The organism is Haloplanus salinarum (assembly GCF_009762275.1).
Classification (GTDB): Archaea; Halobacteriota; Halobacteria; order Halobacteriales; family Haloferacaceae; genus Haloplanus; species Haloplanus salinarum.
In genome coordinates this window covers 1,366,527-1,384,089 of the sequence record NZ_CP034345.1, presented here as the reverse complement: position 1 = coordinate 1,384,089, position 17,563 = coordinate 1,366,527, and the positions used below count along the sequence as shown (strand labels likewise).

The following is a 17,563-nucleotide window of genomic DNA, read 5'->3' as shown; positions in this document are numbered from 1 at the left end:
AGCGTCGGGGGCAGCGGGACCACTTCTTGCACGCCGTCTCGACGGATGTAGTGGCTGAGTGTGCCGCCCCCAACGTCGGGACGATTGCCGTGGGTGACCTGTCGGGCATCCGCGAGGGAACCGACGGGGGCGACAACGGCAATCTCGACTTGCACGGGCGGGCCTTCGACCGCTTCGTTGCGATGTTGGAATACAACGCCGCCGAACGTGACATCAGCGTCGAGCGTGTAGACGAAGGTGACATCTTGAATCGTGGGCTTCATGAAGGACGACAGCCAGCGCGCTGACCGCGGGCTGCACGTCTGTGAGGAGTGTGGACTGGTCGCCAATGCAGACGTGACCGGAGCAGAAAACATCCGACAGAAGGTACTCCCGAATCTTGCCTGTGACGGGCGAGATGGGGACAACGACTGGATGGCACAGCAGTGTTCATATAAGTCTGGGGAAACTGAGGATACCTCGAAATCCCCAACCCAATCTTATAGAGGTGAAACTATATCAGGTTACGTAGTCAACGCTGGAGTATGAGTCTGGTGTCACGAGCCTACCGGGTTTTAACAGAGGAAGGCCCGATCTCTCTCGTTCGTAAGGGTTCAAAATACCTATTCGAGAACAGCTATTGGAAATTCAAGAAGAGGTACACCCTCTCTACTAATAATACGGAAATTTTGTTTTCTGCCCCGGATATGACGGTTGTGGAAAGGAACAAGACAAGATTCTTCTCCGAAAATAATATAATTGGTGAGATAATTCAAGAATTAGATAGAGACGATGTTTTCTATGATATTGGCGCAAATACCGGATTATATACACTATTTGCGGCAAAGAACTGCTCAATGGTGGTGTCATTTGAACCATATCCTCCAAATTATGAGTTGTTAAAGAGAGATATCTCCCAAAACGGTATATCAAACGTTGAAGTATATGAAATAGCGCTTTCTGATTCGAATGGAACGATTTCATTCGAACAGCCAGTTGAAGATGATGTTGGGTACGGGTCTTCTTCTATTGTGGATTCAGATACAAGTAGTTCAATAGAAGTGCCAACAAGAACAGGAGATGACTTGATTTCAGAAAATAATCTGCCAATCCCTAATATAGTAAAGATAGACGTAGAAGGTTCAGAACCTCTCGTTATCGATGGCTTAGAAGACACGCTCTCTGATTCTGATTGTCGATTAGTGTATTGTGAAGTTCACATTAAAAAAGTTGACCGCCGCCCTTCGATTTATGATTTCGATACAGATTTAGACGATATTAAATCTCAGTTACGAGAGTATGGATTTACCGTTGAAGAAGTAGAAAATCGAGGCGGCGAGGTGTTTATAAAAGGTAATAAGTAGGTTGAGGTCCCATATGATACAAACGTAGCCACATCACAGTTGCGTAGGTACTTGTTGATACTACTGAGGGGTGGTTGTGGGATCGAAGAGGACAGGGGCACCGCCGACGCGGTACCCAACACGAATAATTCCGCAGGACGTATGTTTGGTTCGGAATCGGCCGCAGCGGCTGCAACAGGTTCGCGGGGGACAAGTTGACACAGTCTCTCAAGGCGTTTCAACTGCGGCGAGAGTTATATGGATGACCGGGATAAGACGTTCTCAAACCACTATCCGAGCAACGCTCTGAAATCAACAATATGCTGCGCGAGAGCCTTTGATTAAATATCACCAGGATCAAGTAAAGACGAATGGTATATAAAACTAAGATAATTGACAGAAATCAGCCTGTAGAGAAAAGAACTACTTTGAAGATGTATTATCGACAGACTCTTTTAATATACTTCTCAACTCGTACTTATTTAATACTATATTTTGATTTCTTCTTATATCACCAATCCCTTTCCCCAAGAGTGCTTCATAGTCATGGTCAAGAATATGAGCAAGAATATAGAAAGGTGCATTAATCATCTCATTGAATATCTCAATAACGCATAAGTTCTTAGTCCAGATCATTCCAACAAGGCCTGCCCCATGAGGTCCAATAATGCCATCAACCTGTTGGAATGTACTGATTTGTTCTTGTAAATTCATGTTTTCTAGAGAAACTTCTTCGACTCCAAATTCATCCAGCACCTGATTTATTTCGTCAAAATTAACGACCTTACGCCCTTTCGATTGTTGTCGAGAGATATATATCCAATCTGCATTCACCGGTGATTGCATATCATTTGGCTGTAGATTTTTTCGCAACCACTTCAGAGTTGCAGGATATGGTTGGGGATATGAGGGAACAATCAGCCGCTCGATAGAGAGCGATTCCCCATCCCATTCCATATAATTATCACGACCTAATATATCAAGAGCTTCATAGACATACTTTGGTGCTGAATTGGGTATGATTAGTTTGACATTTTCGCCTGTTTCCTCTTCATATCTTTCAATTCCTCTTAATTTGGGTAATTCTCTCTCCATCCAGAGACAAAAATTATTATATGACGTATACACCAGAGATGCAATTGATATTTTTGGTGGATTATATCTAACTGAGTCAGTCTTTAGTGTTTTTCCCATTTGAAGCGGTGAAGCATTCATAGCACTCTTTATCCGCCGTTGAATCCGCTTCTTTCCAACTTTGCAATCTGCATTAAAATAGATTGTATCACTAATTATCTTCCCCTCTGTAGTGAGTGCTAGTGGGATTTCACCAACTAAGTATGCATCTTGTAACTCTGCTACGAAAGGATCATCAAATGTATACGTTGGAAGGTTGCGGAATTGTAATTTTCTATCATTTGAGAACGGGATCAAATCCCGCTGTTCTTGAATTGTTAGTCCGCCATTGTAGTTAAGATCCCATACTTGAGTGGCTTGGTTTTTTAAATCCTCAGATCTAATTAAATATTGATGATAATCTGGCATAACATACTTCTCTACAAGTGAATCAGTAATATTTCTCGCTAAATATCTCTTAGTTTTATTGGACAGCGTATGTATTCCGTCTTCCCGATAAATCTCTCTCGCTCGCCTGAATCTCTCAACCGCAGTAATCCGTGATTCAAACATAGAGTGCATCTTGTACTTATTCATAATAAATAGCCCGGATATTCTGGACAGCTCGTGCCTGTACGGCATTAGCAATTCTTGCTACCGCATAGTCACTCTCCCACTTCAACGTGCGATGCGGAGTGGCAGGCTAATCAATAATGTTGTTGACCTCAGCGAGTCGTGCTTCAGCTTCCTCTCGGTCTTCGGGGTAGCCAATATCTATGCGCCACCCCTCAAGCGCGATGGCGTCGATCGTTCGGCCACTCTGAATCAGAAGGTCGATTGCCTCCGAGATCTCATACTCACCGCGGTTCGATGGCTGTACGAGATGACAGGCATGAAAAATTTCAGGAGTGAACGTATAGAAACCAGTCATCACAAGATTTGAGGGAGGATCCTCAGGTTTCTCTATCACGTCGGTAACCTCGCCGTACTTATTTGTATCGCAGACGCCATATCGGCTGGCTTCGTCCCAGTCGACATCCTCGACGAGGAATGCGGCATCAGCGCGCTCCTCTTGTTGACGGCGGACCACATCCTCGAGGTTCGCCTGGAAGATGTTGTCGCCGAGCATGAGCATAAATTCGTCGTTGATATGGTCTTCGACTGTCAACAGTGCGTGTGCCAGTCCCTTTTGTTTACGCTGATGAGTGTACGTAATCGGAATGTCCTTGAATTCATCGCCGTAGTACTCAATGATCTCCTGCTTGCGATACCCGACGACGACGACGAGTTCGTCAGCACCCAGTGCGGCGAGCTGTTCAAAACAGTGTGTTAAGATTGGCTTCCCGTCGACTTCAACCATCCCCTTGGGCTTGTCCTCGGTGAGTGGCCGGAGCCGTGTTCCCTCGCCAGCTGCAAGTACAACTGCTTTCATATTACTTGGACTAGTTCCACTCATGAAATGTCTAACGAACCGGCTCGCTTGGGGGTCTATTCCGACGAGATGGATAATACGTACAGGGCTTTTCAGTTCGCTATTCTATTGCATTTTGACTCTGAACCGGTCAAAGTACTCAAGAGTTTCGCGGAGGGGCATCCTCCCAACGATGAGGGCCGACGGACCCCGCGCGTACGAACCCCCTCAAAGGGCTCGCTACCAGTTTGCGATCCACACAGCGCCACTCTATTCAAGCCGCCAAGCTTGGACCGGATTCTTAGATCATCTCTATGTCAAACGTAGGCAGCAACTGCCGCACTCGGGTGGCAATTATAACATTGCTGCTAGCAAGTCCAATCGACAGAAGTGCCCATGTAAGAGAGTACTTCCGATTGCAATCGGCGACGCAACACAAAGCTGAAGACAATCAAACTCAGGAGAGTAACGAAGAGCCCAGCTACCAACGCAAGCAAGGATAGTAGCGCGGGCATCGGGGATGAAAGCCAAGTCGTCGGATTCGTATCGACTGGCTCGTGACTGTCTGTTGTCGCCGATTCCCGTGAAGTCGTAGTATCCAGCGAGTAGGCCAACCAACATCCTCCCCGGCGTTTACGCCGGGGGTCCCCAAGCGTTGGGATATTATGATTCGCGGTTCGCCCGCTCTTACGGGCGTACTCTACCCGTGGATTTCTCGGACAGGCCCACCGCTGGCTGTACCATCGAACCTGTGGCTGGCTCTCAGGTGAGCGGTTGTCGCCCACCTGCGGTGGAACAGGCGCTACCACCCCGAAGAGTTCATGTTCAAGATATTCTGTGATTGGGTTCGTCATGAGCTGGAAGGGGAGTTGCGTCGGCGGTGGAAGATCAAAACGAACGGAGGTTGGTGTGTCGGCGTCACAGGCGTCGGTCGCAGGCTGACTGGAGTCAGCCCACGGCCTGTCCATTAGGCGGTGAATTGGAACTGTCCCAATCTACTCCGCGGTGGCAGCCGAGAGGGCCGTCAAAAATACAGAAAATGACTGTTTCGTGGCGTTCAGGCAACACTCTCCCGACTCATTCGGGAAGTAACAAGGGTAATCCTCGTTAATTTCACCACCTGCTTGCTGTGGTTGCTTAGACCTCTCTTTAGCATGCAAACCCCTCAACGAACCGGCTTTGGGAAGCACTAAATCTTCATTAGAAGAGAGCTTTGCTAGACTGGCCACCTCCGAAGATGATAAGTTGCTAAGAACGGGTCGTTAACCATGGCAGATGAAGTTCCTTTTGTGGACATCACAATTGATGAAGAAATGATTTCTGAAGCTGAAACTGTACTTAAGAGTGGGCGTCTTGTGAAGGGCCCAGAATGTAAGGCTCTGGAAAATTCATTTGCTAATCTAAGTTCGACCGACTATGCAGTCGGTGTCTCAAATGGGACTGCCGCTCTTCTGCTATCAATGAAGGCGCTTAATATTGGTGAAGGGGACCACGTGTTCGTTCCGGGACATACGTACTTCGCAACAGTTAGCCCTGTACTTGAACTTGGGGCAGAACCTGTATTCGTGGATATTGACCCTGATCGTTATACAATGGATCCTGATCAATTGAATAAAGCCATAACCAGGGTTGAGAATCCAAAAGCAGTGGTTGTTACACACATGCACGGTCAACCAGCAGAAATAGATTCTATCCTTGAGATTGCGGATGAATACGAACTTGCAGTTATTGAGGACGCGGCGCAAGCACATGGAGCGACGTATAATGGTCAACCAGTTGGATCATTTGGCGATCTTGGATGTTTTTCTTTTTATCCTACAAAAAATATGACTGTTGGCGGTGATGGTGGTATGATCACGACTAATAATCCAGAGTTTACAACCGAAATCCGCGCTTTCAGAAATCATGGCCGCAATGAGAACGGGAAACACACATATCTAGGATTAAATCACAGATTAGATGAGATTAAGGCAGCGGTTGGGCAAAAACAGCTCAAACATCTGCCTGATTGGACACAGGCCCGCCGAGACGCTGCCTCACAATATGATGAAAAACTTCGAAATGTTGAAGAAATTTCCACTCCAGAAAAGTACGATCAATCAACTCACGTGTATCATCACTACCCCATATTGGTACCAGCAAATGATCGAGAAGAGTTCAGAGCGCATCTAGATGAACACGGGATTGGAACAGGAATCCACTACGAATATGCAGTTTACCAACATAAAGCGGTTCGTGATCGAGTCGGAACCACTTCACTTCCCATCTCTGAGGAGATCTGTTCCCGGACAGTTTCACTACCTATGCATCCACAATTGAGTGAGGAAGATATTAGATATGTATGCAAAAATGTTAAGGGGTATTTTCAATGAGGCTCGGAGTGATCGGAACTGGCTATTGGGGGACGAACCACGCCCGAGTCGCTGTAGAACTTGAAGAGAATGGTCTTTTGGAAAAGGTCGTATTTTGTGACATTAATGAAGGCCGAGTCTCAGAACTTGCGTCCAACTACGGGGTTGAATTCGTCACGGACTATCGAGAGTTAATTTCAAAAGTGGACGCTGCGGTTATCGCTACTCCCTCGCATACTCACCGAGATATAGCCATTTCTCTCCTCTCTAACGGCGTTGATTGTCTTGTAGAGAAGCCATTAGCGGTTCATAGCGACACGGCGTGGGAAATCGTTGATACGGCGGACCGAAACGACCGGACCCTCGCAGTAGGCCATATTTTCCGATATCATCCTGCGTTACAAGCTGTTAAAAAGCGAATTGACCGGGGAGAACTTGGTCGGATCAAATACCTCCATACTAATCGATACTCTTTCCGTGTTCCACGTAAATCAAGCGGTGTCCTACATCAATTAGCTGTTCACGATCTAGATATTTATCGCTATCTTTTGGGGGAACATCCTGATCGACTATTCTGCGCTACTAGTTCTTGGGTCCGAGATGATATTGAGGAAACCGCAACTCTGACACTCAAATACGAAAACACTATCGGGACTATTAACGAATCGTGGCAGATACCTGTATTTGGGAAGAAACGAGAACTTATTATTATCGGCACGGAGAGATCTGCTTATCTCGATTATCTCAAAGATACCGAATTCGAAATATATGATACTCGAGTCCAACGTGAAAATGACGAGTATCGTGCGACAGATGAAGGTCAGATAACTCATGAGACACGGAACGTAGAGCCTCTTCGGGAGGAAGTTGAAGATTTCCTCACGGCGATCAAAGAAAATCGATCTCCTCTTGCTAATGGGCAAATAGGGGCTGAAACAGTCTCGCTTTTAGAATTAGCTGCTGAATCAGAACAAACAAATAAGGCAGTTTCTGTTAATATGGATCAATTGTCTGAATAAAATAGACAATCTACGTCATTCTCTATAATCGATGATCTCTGCTGGATTACCTGCTACAACCGCCTTCGGTGGGACATCGTCAACAACGACAGCACCTGCTCCAACCATTGCGCCCTCTCCAATTTCGACAGGCATGATCACAGCACCGGTTCCCAATGAGGCCCCTTGATGGATTGTTGTTGATTCCCAAGCGTCTGAACTGCCACTTGGAGGATAACGATCATTAACAAACTTAACACCGTGGCTAACGAAGACGTCCTCTTTTATTTCGACTTTTGAACAAATAAATGTATGTGATTGTATTCGTGTTTTTGACCCAATAACCACATCTTTCTGAATCTCGGTTAAACTTCCGATCATGCACCCTGATCCAATTTTACAACCATACATATTGACGAACCGCCAAATTCGACAGTTGGAGCCGATTTCAGAGTCTTCAATCGAGACGAAAGCGCCGATTCTTGTCCCCTCACCGATATCACAATTCTTGATATGCTTAGTCTGCATATTCCTGCTTTCTTTCTGATGAGAGTTATACGTTCGTATTTAACCAACCTACAGCCATCCTGTGCCTCTCAATATTTCATCTTAAATTTGCAGTCTTACCAAACCTTCGTGTTTATAGTAGTAATTAGAAATAGTTGCTCACTTTTGGAATTGAGAGTTGGTCGAGAGCTGTATCAATCGCTGTCGTCAGCTCGTCAAGTGAGTCAAAGAAGCGGTTGCTAAGAGACGCTTGAAGCTGTCTCCAGCACTCCTCAACAGGGTTCAGTTCCGGCGAGTACGACGGTAACGTCACGAAGGCGAGGTCGTCACGGGCCGCTAGGTCCGTGACGGCCGACGCCTGGAAATATGGCGCTCAATCTAGAACGACAATCAAGTTATCTTCGAATTCTTCGCATAATGCTAAAATGAAATATTTCGCGTGTTCGGCGGTGACGTACTCGGTGAACCGGGAGAAAAAGCGATCACCGTTCTCGGTGATCGCGCCCAGCAGACACGTCCAGTCGCGTTGGCCAGAGAGTTCGACGGAGGGCCGCGTGCCGCGCGGAAACCACGCGGCACGCGGCTCGACTTGCACGGATTTCTTGGTTTGGTCGATACAGACTACGGTGGCGTCCATCTCCCGCCGCTTTTTTTGAGTTCATCGTGAAACTCCTCTTGCTCGGTTTCGTCAGCTTCGGCGGCTGAACGACGCGGTTTTTGATAACTCAACCCCGCTTCTTTCAGCAACCGCCGACAACTCGGGATTGAATACTCGACGCCGTACGTTTCTTCGAGAAAGTCTTGGGCAAGCGCCGGCGTCCACGCCGGCGCGTCGATCCCGACCTCGCTGGGTGGTTCGTGAACGGTTTCTTCAAATTTCTCTTGCTGTATTTCTGAGAGCTTTCGTTTTCTCCCAGTTCGTTTATCATCAGATACAGCCTGCTCAAGCGACTCGTCGGTGTCGAGTCGCGTGAGCCAGCTGTAGATCGTCCGCCGCTGCACGTCGTACCACTCGGCTAACTCAGTTTGCGTCACACCGTTTTTGTACGCAATTGCCGCTAAGAGTCTTTGTGTCGGCTTCTTTCCGTCCACGTTATCGAGGGCGTCTTGCAATTCCTCGACGGAGATCTCGTCGAGATGATTCACTAGCTACTGCAACAATTCCTGAGTAAAAAGTTCTAACGGTTACTATAGTTTGAGCATTGTGCCAGCAAGCGAAACTCTGCAACCAGTTTTCAGCTGTCTCCGGTTCGACTTGACTAAAATAGTTTGAAAGCCAAGAGATTCGTCGTTTTACTTCTCGAAAGATACGTTCGATGGCATTCCGACTTCCATGGCGTTCCGTCTGAAATCGGAGGCCAGACCGTCGGAGTGCTGTTTGAAGGTATTTGGCGCCATCGACGAGAAACACGGCAGATTCGACATCGTGTTTCTGTAGTTCGTTGAGAAAGAGTTCGGTGAGACCGATTGTAGTGGTCGAAAAGAGCCGCAGATGGAGTAATTCGTTGATCTGTGGATTCGCGGCGGCGTACAGCCAGAACTGCTGATCGTTGATGCGAATCACCGTTTCGTCAACCGCAACTGATTCGGAGCCTTCCCGCTGACTGGCTGTAGATCGGCCTTCTGCATCCAATCGTGGACCGCTTTTCGAGAACATTCGACACCCAGACTATCAAGAGCAGAGACGGTACTCGAGAGTGATAGACCAACTAAATGCATCTGAATACCGAGCTTCATCGCCGGCTCGATTGTCCGCTCTCGCTCCACAAAATCCAAATCAATCCAGTCGCTATTCCCACTTAGGCGTGTGATTTCTGGCATAGATCACTACGAAATCACCACGCCTTACTCTTCACGCTTAACTAAACACGAAGTACCAACCATATAAATATTGAAATAGAATGGAATTATAGGTGCTGTCTAGTTAACGGCTTCACCTGGCCTTCGCTCATCAAGCGCCTGATGTGGTTGTTGGAAGTTATAGCAGTACGCGAACAGTGCAAGCCACTGGGCGACGGCACCCCGATTGCCGTCCCACGGGTGATGGATTTGGACGATCCTAATTTTGAGCGTGTGTATTATTTTTCGATGAGATTTCGGTCGCCGTAGTCGAGATGCCCGTTCAAATCTACTCGAAAGAGGGCATCAGATAGACAAAGCTATCAACGAGAAATCCGGCATTTGAGAGGTCGTATCGATGTACCCACTGCCAAATCGCTTGATGAGGATGTTCTACGCCAATCGAGCGCAGAATTGCTGCTGTCTCTCTGAGCCAACAACCGGTTGCATGGAGGCGGACGGCGAACGCCCTGACGGACGTCGCTGTCCGCTCACGATCCCAACATTCTCCGAAATCCGCTACGAAACCTCGCTGAGCTACGCTCGCGAGCGCCGTCCCAACCAAACTCTAAGACCTACTCGCTTCTCAAATTGCCTAATTAGACAGTACTCTAACAGAGGTTATATATGATAATTTATAAATTTTGGTCCAACCGCTCAACGCTATCGTCAGTGATGCCCCCAAGCTACAGTTATCCGAACGTAAAACGATCTTGACTGTACTTTATATCGCGGACGGATTCATGAGTACATATACCCTTGCAACGCCGTTCTATGACGGGAAATTCGCTTCCAGAGAGTTCCTCCCCACCTCCGTTTTCCACGCTGATTTGTTGCTCAGCTGCAAACAAATTCCTGCTCTTCTCGATCATAGTTTTCACCCGATTCGCTCGGTAACCTGTGACGTAGAAGCTACGTTCCAGCGTGGATTTCTATCGTCTGGGAGTATATCAATCACACCCTTGACCGGCCACCGCAAGTCGATGAAACTCAGCAGTGTATTCAGGCTGCAAGGATCGCAACCCACTACGGACGGGCTTCTTCGCGGGGGTTGCCAGAGGGCGGTCGGACGCACTAAAGGGTGAGAAAGGAGATGAGGTGATGCTCGCCGCGGCGTGCCGCGACGTGCTTTGGTTAGCCTCTGCTGATGAAGAAAAGGAATTCGAGGATAAACATAGTCCAGTAATCAAAGAGGTTGAAGACCTGTCATAGCCGTTGGGAGAAGTCTGGTCAGAGAGGATCTACAGTCTCAACGATGGATCATGATCACAGAACAGTGATTCACGAGGAGGAATACGTCTCAGAGGCTCTGTTGAAATCCTATTCTTCAGACAGAATTGTACCTGAAACAGCCGATCGATGAGAACTGCGAATTCAGCATTAGGCCATACTAACAGGACCTAGCAGTTGGCCATCATCCAAGTGTACTATCCCCCTGCTTCACTACAACGAATCCCGTCTGAAACTGCTGTAATTGTAACGAACCCCGTGTCAATACACTACTGACTAGAGTGCGAAATATGTACCCTGTACTGAGCGATTGGGGTGAAAACTATCAGCTGCTGAGGATTTCAACAAAGCCGTCTCAGACAAAGTGTTCACACTAACCGGCGTAGTGCCTCCAGTTGTTGTTATAACCGTGATGAGGTATTCCATGGCATGTAGAGGGCTTTGAGGAGGCTGCTCCCCTACTCTTTCTACAGTTACTAAACTCGCTGGCGTACCGTTCGCGGATTCATCAACTGTATCACTGCTACGTTTTTTTTCGTCAGTCTGTTCCATCCTTATCTAAACACGGAATTCCGAGTAGGAGTGTCGATGTGCTAATCGGAGACAGTGTTGAAATTAAGGGTGAGTAGGATCAGCAAGCAGTGTCTATTAAGTCTGCAATGCGCTCGCCGAGCAGCGGCCATCGGTGGTGGGTATCAATATACGAGACAGCCGCTTTGCCCATCGCTTCCCGTCTTGATGGATGGCTCATTAGCTCTTTAATGGCATTGGCGATGGCATCAGGTTCGTTCGCGACAGCGAGTCCGCCGCCCGATTCCTCGCTCACACGTCGTATCTCTTGAATATTGCTTGCGACATACGGCGTCCCTACAGCCATACTCTCTAGCAGTTTATTAGGTCGTGCGTAATCCAGCTGGAAGTCCTGTTGAAGCGGCACGATACTCAAGGCGGAGTCTTGGAGGCGGCGGGCGACTTCCGCTCGCGCAACATATCCTACGAACGTGACTCGATCAGTGATACCCAGTTGTTCGGTGAAGGCTTCGAGTTCAGCCCGGCGCTTACCGTCCCCGACGAGTTCGAGTGTGTATGCTGCTGGCAGTTGCTGGAAGGCTTCGATGAACGGCCGGAGTGCGTGTGCATCACCCATATTCCCAACGTAGAGTATACGGGTTGACTCACTTGTTTCGGGAGCCGGGGTGAATAGCTCACTGTCGACGCCAAAGGGGACAAGGGTGAATTTGTCCCGTGAGACCTCGAATTTCTCGACGTATGCGTGGGCCATCGTCTCCGTGATGACGGTCACACTATCTGATTTGGTGATTGCAAGCCACTCTAAGGTCCAAACGTACCGATATGCTAGGGTTCCTTGCTCGGCATAGCCGAGGTCAACGGCGTTATCCAACCACAGATCAAAGATATCGACGATCCACGAACAGCCCAGTAGCTTCCCGACCGCTCCCGGAAGAAAGGTTGTGTGTGGCGCAGAGACAGTAACGATACAGTCATATCGCCACCAATTCACCAAGACGTATAGTGAGGCAAAGACCGAGAAGATGACGTAGTTTAGGATGCGTCCCAGATTCGATTGATGTGCTCGACTGTCCTCGCTGGGTTGGACTGTCCAGAGTCGTGTTACCGGCACGCCATCGATCGTCTCTCGAGTGATCGGACGCGATGTTGATTCGAACTCACCGTATGGGAATGACGGCGGTGGACAGAGGACACGACAGTCCACATCATCCGGTAATTCGGCAATCAGTCGCTGCCAGCGGTGGGCGCCACCCATTGATTCCGGTGGGTAGAAATGCGAGATAACGAGTGTCTGAGTCGTCACAGTTCTGAGAGTGGCTGTGTCGGTGTTTTTGCTTCACCGAAGCGAATGAGTTCGATATCGTTCGTCGTGAGCCAGTCTTGGAGTTCGTTGATTTCGTGGGTGGTTTCGTCGTGAGGGACAAGTTGCACCACTACGTCGGGGTGTATTTTTTCAAGAAGCGACTGGAGAGACTCATACGTCATGCCGTCAACGTGCCGATCGTAGTGTTGTACATCATAGCCATCAAGTAATAATGAATCCACGACCTCTTGGGCCGGACTATTTCGCTGGTCGTACGTGTTTGGTTTGTATGCTGCCCCTAGCACAATAATTTTCGGTGTGTCGTAGCCTGCTATGGCTCGACGAATTTTTTTCGCCGTAACGCTCGGCATCTTATCGTTGATTCGCCGAGCAGTGGTGATAAGATTCGTGTGCTCGGGATCGACCTCATTCAGGAACCATGGATCCACGGGCAGACAGTGACCTCCGACCCCGATGCCAGGATAGAGGATCTCTACCCGGGGGTGCTTGTTGGCAAGACTGATCACATGATCCATATCAACACCCATGTCCTCACCGATCAACGCGAATTCGTTTGCGAGTGCGACGTTGACGTCCCGAAACGTGTTTTCCATGAGTTTGCATAGCTCCGCAGAGACAAGATTAGTGATGTATATCTCTCCCTCAAGGAACGGTTCGTAGATCTTTGCGGCGCGCTGAGCGCTTTTGCTATTGATCCCACCGATCACGCGATCGTTCGTAACGATCTCCTCAAAGACGTTTCCGGGCAGGATACGTTCCGGCGAATGGGCTAGTTGAATGTCCTCCCCTGGCGCGAATCCAGCATCCTCCAGCATAGGGACGACATGTTGTTCACACGTGAGTGGCGGAATCGTCGATTCGATATTGATGAGTTCGCCCCCATCCAAGTATGGAAGAATCGACTCGATAGCTGCTTCCACGTAGGATAAGTCCGGACTTTTCGATGGCTCTTGGAGTGGTGTCGGCACCGAAATGACGAACGCATCACCGGTAGTCGGTTCGGTACTGGCCTCTAAATTTGCCTGCACCGTCTCGTTTTGGAGACGGGTTTGGAATTCGCCGCTACTGAAATTGAGTGAAGCGTTATTGATAGCGTCGACAATATTCTCGTCGATATCGACACCATACACCTGCGTGCCCCGTTCGGCAAGGACGAGTGCGAGTGGGAGCCCAACGAATCCAGTTCCAATGACGACGACTTCATCTATCGGAGCGATATTGGTAGGGTCACTCGACATCGTAGTAATCACGCATCCATTCAATCGTCTTCGGCACGCCTTCCTCAAGCGATATCTGGGGATCGTGATTGAGGTCGCGCTTTGCCCGTTGGACACTCGCTCGCTTATTCAGCGTATTGTGTTCCTCAGTTCCGCGGTACTCGACTTTGCTGTCGTCTTTGTCTAGATACTCGAGGATGAGGTCGGAGAGTTCCTTGATGTTATGATACTCGGTATTCGCGATATTGTACACTTCGCCCGGATTGAAGTTGTCGACGATATTTGCGAGGGTGGTGACGGTGTCACCGACGTATGTGAACGAACGGTGGTGATCTTCGTACACGTGATAGGGCTCGTCGTGGAGCGCTCGATAACAGAATTTTGCGACGACACTACGGTATTCGCTGTATTTCTCACCCGGCCCATAGGTATTGAAGAGCCGAACACGGACCGTTTCAGTCCCGTGCCGGTCTGCGGAATTTAGAATTTGTTGTTCGTTGACCCACTTCGAGATTGCGTAGTCGTTCAACTGGCGAATACTCTTTTCATGTGGCACCGACTCCTCCATAACATCGTCGTAGTCACCGTAGACTTCACTACTTGAAGAGAAAATCATCCGGAAGTCATGCTCCTGTTGAAGACGGAGCATATGCTTCGTGCCAATCGCGTTTGACTTCCACATCGTCTCGTAGAATCGCTCGCCGTTCATCCGGCCAAACTCGGCGGCAAGATGATAGACGAACTCGAAGTCACGATCCTCGAAGATGCGTTCGAGTTGCCGATACTCACTCACATCACACCGGTAGTACTTGTCTCGCTCTGACCAGGGGAGATCTGCCACCCACACATCATGCCCTCGTGTCTCTAATTCCTCAACGAGAGGCGACCCAACGCTGCCGAGCCCACCTGTAACTAAAATCGTTGCCATCACCGATTACGACGAAGCAATGCTATGACTATCTTTTGGTCTTCAAGATACCTACAGAAGTATATCTAGAATCTGCTCAGCTGCGGTTCCATCACCGAAGGGAGCCTCCCAGTCAGTTGATTTGTGAAGTTGTTCTATTGCGCCGTTGACTATGTCTTCGGGATCCGTCCCGACGACAACGTTTGCTCCCACGGAAACTGTCTCTGGTCGTTCGGTCGAATCACGAACAGTCACGCAGGGCGTTTGCAAAATGCACGTTTCTTCTTGAACGCCACCCGAGTCAGTGATGACAAGCGAAGCCGTATCTTCAAGCCGCAAGAAATCGAGGAAATCCAACGGGTCAACAAGCCGGGTCGTATCTGGAACCGTGAGATTGAATTCATTCAATCGGTTCTGAGTCCGTGGATGAATCGGATAGATCACCGGATAATCTAATTCGCGTGCAACACGATCAATTCCAGAGAGAATACTTGCTAGTCGATCTGGGTCATCAACGTTCTCTGCTCGATGAGCGGTCATGAGAATAAACTCTCCAGGTGTGAGATTATGCTCTTTGAGTACCGCACTCTTTTCAATGGCAATCTCTCTATTTGCTTGGACAGCATCAACGATAGTGTTTCCAGTTACGTAGATACGAGACTCATCAATCCCCTCGTTTCTGAGGAGCGTTGCACTTTCTTCTGTCGGGGCAAAAAGAAAGTCTCCAACGTGGTCGGTGACAATTCGGTTGATCTCCTCTGGCATATCGCGGTTAAAACTTCGGAGTCCTGCTTCAATGTGGCCCAATTTCGCGTCCAATTTACTTGTTGCGATTGCACCAGCAAGTACCGTGTTGGTATCTCCCTGTACAAGCACAATATCAACGTTTTCAGTTTGGACAATATCTTCAATGCCAGTTAGCATCTTACTGGTCTGTTTACCATGACTATCTGATCCAATATCGAGATGATAGTCCGGTTTTGGGAGGTTTAATCGCTCAAAAAAAACGCTATCGAGTTCGTCCGAATAATGTTGGCCAGTATGAATAAGAGAGTAAGAAATGCAACGTTCGTCACAGACTCTCAGGATCGGAGCCAGTTTGACTATCTCTGGTCGTGTCCCAAGGACTATCGCAAATTTATGTTCAGTCATCTTCTCTATTCTATCTCGTCCGACTGCAAGTTCTTTGTGCTTTGTTAGGTCCTCTGGCTGGATTCTGTTCCATAACTTATTGTGAGGCTAATCATGAAAATTCTCTATTTCATAAGGAACGGCTTAGATTGGAGTGATATTTCTGGCTCTCCTTTCCCGATGTCGAACCAATGAATATATACTAGTTCCTCCATTCAATCCGTAATATCGTGGTCATAATCGGGATTGGAGACTCCACCGTTCCAGACGGTCTGATTAAGTGACGAGACGGATTAAACTCACAAGTAACATGAAAATCGGAATTAACGGATTGGCTGCAAAATCCGGAGGTGGAGTAATATACCTACAAAATCTTGTCACCAATATATTGGAAATTTCAGGGCACAGGTTGCACTTTTTTATTCCGTCACAGATCAGTAGCCGGTTCAACCTACCTGTGGACAAGGACCAGCTGACGGTTGAGTCTGTTGATGTGTCTGGGACTGTGGGCCGCCTGTGGTACGAGCAAACAAGCATACCTCGTCGGATTGTTCAAGAGAATATTGATCTCTTGTATTCTCCAAGCGAGATCCCTGTCTTTGGATGTCCATGTAAGCAAGTTGTGGCGAATCAGAATTCCAACCTGTACTACAATATTAAAATAAAAAAACCCCTCCGACAGCAAGTTCGAGAGATGATGCTCGCCCGGGCATTGAAGATATCGCAGTCATTCTCCGAAGCTACGATCTTCGTATCAGAATCCTCAAAACGAAAAGCTGTACGTGAGTTAGACCTCTCTGAAGATGATACGTACTCAATACATCATGGAGTTGATTCAGCGTTTAGGGATGCATCTACTGAGGTAGTAAGCGGACAATTAGAAGAACGTGAGTATATCCTCCTTGTGTCCACAGTGTATAAACATAAGAACATACATAACTTGGTCGCGGCTTATTCCCAACTCTCACCCGAGTTGCGTCGCGAACATCCTCTTATAATTGTCGGTTGCAAGACGGTTGAACAAGACTACACACAGACTGTTAAATCCTTATTGAGAGATTTGGGGATTACAGAGCATGTTTCGCTTGTTGGCCGCGCTACCGTTCCCGAAGTTAAGGCCTACTACAATAATGCCCACTTGTTCGTCTTTCCTTCACTGACTGAGTCCTTCGGGTTACCTATGTTGGAAGCAATGGCTGCTGAAGTGCCTGTTGTTGCTTCTGCAAGCGCAGCTCTTCCTGAGATCGGTGGTGATGCGGCGCTATATTTTGACCCTAATGATCCAGATCAGATGTCTGTTATAATTAAGCAGGTGCTGAACGATCCGGGGTTACGTAAAGACTTAGTTGATCGTGGGCGAAAACGAGCACAGATGTTTACGTGGAAGAAGTGTGCCAGAGAGACACTTGACCTCTTTCAAGAGGCTACTGGTTCCAAACAATCCTCTGAGTGAGGCCGTTAAAATTAGTACGTGGGGATTAATCCGAAAAGAAAAAACTTCTCACCAAGTCTATGATCCTAATGTACGATAATAACAGTTCAGAACCTAAAGTATGAATGTTGCCATAGTAACGAATATACCGTCTCCGTACAGGATCCCATTATTCAATAGACTATCACAAAAAATTGATTTGACCATTTATTTTATAGACGAATCTGAAAAGAATCGCTCATGGTCAGTT

Annotated in this window: 13 protein-coding genes and 4 pseudogenes; 7 read left to right on the top strand and 10 right to left on the bottom strand. The window is 47.9% G+C overall.

From position 1 onward, the window contains the following. Positions 1 to 50 precede the first annotated feature (50 nt). The 3 genes from EI982_RS18345 to EI982_RS08410 are packed head-to-tail and all read left to right on the top strand — an operon-like array spanning position 51 to position 1,343. Positions 51 to 287 carry a hypothetical protein gene (locus EI982_RS18345; protein ID WP_233255311.1) on the top strand — a complete coding sequence of 79 codons (237 nt, stop codon included), beginning with the start codon at positions 51 to 53 and terminating at the stop codon, positions 285 to 287. Further along, positions 262 to 528: a zinc ribbon domain-containing protein gene (locus EI982_RS18340; RefSeq protein WP_199243767.1), complete on the top strand. Its 267-nt coding sequence runs from the start codon at positions 262 to 264 to the stop codon at positions 526 to 528. Before EI982_RS18345 ends, EI982_RS18340 begins: the two co-directional genes overlap by 26 nt. After that, positions 525 to 1,343, top strand: coding sequence for an FkbM family methyltransferase (locus tag EI982_RS08410; RefSeq protein ID WP_157689280.1), 819 nt, complete (start codon positions 525 to 527; stop codon positions 1,341 to 1,343). Before EI982_RS18340 ends, EI982_RS08410 begins: the two co-directional genes overlap by 4 nt. A gap of 402 nt (positions 1,344 to 1,745) precedes the next feature. On the opposite strand, the gene EI982_RS08405 is transcribed toward EI982_RS08410, so the two are convergent. Both EI982_RS08405 and aglF read right to left on the bottom strand, forming a co-directional pair. Then, a complete protein-coding gene (locus EI982_RS08405) occupies positions 1,746 to 3,008 on the bottom strand; it encodes a glycosyltransferase family 61 protein (protein WP_157689279.1) in 1,263 nt (420 codons plus the stop codon). A gap of 130 nt (positions 3,009 to 3,138) precedes the next feature. Continuing rightward, a complete protein-coding gene (aglF, locus tag EI982_RS08400) occupies positions 3,139 to 3,867 on the bottom strand; it encodes a UTP--glucose-1-phosphate uridylyltransferase AglF (protein ID WP_157689278.1) in 729 nt (242 codons plus the stop codon). 713 nt (positions 3,868 to 4,580) lie between these two features. Here aglF and EI982_RS08395 point away from each other — a divergent pair. The 3 genes and pseudogenes from EI982_RS08395 to EI982_RS08385 all read left to right on the top strand — a co-directional run. Continuing rightward, positions 4,581 to 4,788 (top strand): annotated as a pseudogene (locus EI982_RS08395) (ISH3 family transposase); the annotation flags it as partial. Positions 4,789 to 5,114: 326 nt separating this feature from the next. Then, positions 5,115 to 6,218: a DegT/DnrJ/EryC1/StrS family aminotransferase gene (locus EI982_RS08390; protein ID WP_157689277.1), complete on the top strand. Its 1,104-nt coding sequence runs from the start codon at positions 5,115 to 5,117 to the stop codon at positions 6,216 to 6,218. Positions 6,219 to 6,226: 8 nt separating this feature from the next. Then, entirely contained in the window at positions 6,227 to 7,216 is a 990-nt protein-coding gene (locus tag EI982_RS08385; protein WP_199243766.1) for a Gfo/Idh/MocA family protein, read from the top strand. Positions 7,217 to 7,231: 15 nt separating this feature from the next. Here EI982_RS08385 and EI982_RS08380 read toward each other — a convergent pair whose 3' ends face one another. The 8 genes and pseudogenes from EI982_RS08380 to wecB form a co-directional block, all read right to left on the bottom strand. Beyond that, positions 7,232 to 7,723, bottom strand: coding sequence for an acyltransferase (locus EI982_RS08380; protein ID WP_157689275.1), 492 nt, complete (start codon positions 7,721 to 7,723; stop codon positions 7,232 to 7,234). Positions 7,724 to 7,847: 124 nt separating this feature from the next. Continuing rightward, positions 7,848 to 8,848: pseudogene (locus EI982_RS08375) on the bottom strand (IS630 family transposase). A 52-nt stretch (positions 8,849 to 8,900) separates the two neighbouring features. Further along, a pseudogene (locus tag EI982_RS08370) lies at positions 8,901 to 9,523 on the bottom strand (IS6 family transposase); the annotation flags it as partial. Positions 9,524 to 9,622: 99 nt separating this feature from the next. Then, a pseudogene (locus EI982_RS08365) lies at positions 9,623 to 10,106 on the bottom strand (hypothetical protein). A gap of 1,296 nt (positions 10,107 to 11,402) precedes the next feature. Beyond that, a complete protein-coding gene (locus EI982_RS08360) occupies positions 11,403 to 12,557 on the bottom strand; it encodes a glycosyltransferase family 4 protein (RefSeq protein ID WP_157689274.1) in 1,155 nt (384 codons plus the stop codon). Between the two features lie 44 nt (positions 12,558 to 12,601). After that, entirely contained in the window at positions 12,602 to 13,864 is a 1,263-nt protein-coding gene (locus EI982_RS08355; RefSeq protein WP_157689273.1) for a nucleotide sugar dehydrogenase, read from the bottom strand. Further along, positions 13,854 to 14,771, bottom strand: coding sequence for an NAD-dependent epimerase/dehydratase family protein (locus EI982_RS08350; protein ID WP_157689272.1), 918 nt, complete (start codon positions 14,769 to 14,771; stop codon positions 13,854 to 13,856). The genes EI982_RS08355 and EI982_RS08350 overlap by 11 nt, the downstream gene beginning before the upstream one ends. A 51-nt stretch (positions 14,772 to 14,822) precedes the next feature. Then, on the bottom strand, positions 14,823 to 15,902 hold the full coding sequence (gene wecB / locus EI982_RS08345; RefSeq protein ID WP_157689271.1) for a non-hydrolyzing UDP-N-acetylglucosamine 2-epimerase: 1,080 nt from the start codon (positions 15,900 to 15,902) through the stop codon (positions 14,823 to 14,825). Between the two features lie 289 nt (positions 15,903 to 16,191). On the opposite strand from wecB, the gene EI982_RS08340 reads away from it, so the two are divergent. Beyond that, positions 16,192 to 17,334, top strand: a complete 1,143-nt coding sequence (locus tag EI982_RS08340) for a glycosyltransferase family 4 protein (protein WP_157689270.1) — start codon at positions 16,192 to 16,194, stop codon at positions 17,332 to 17,334. Positions 17,335 to 17,563: the final 229 nt, after the last annotated feature.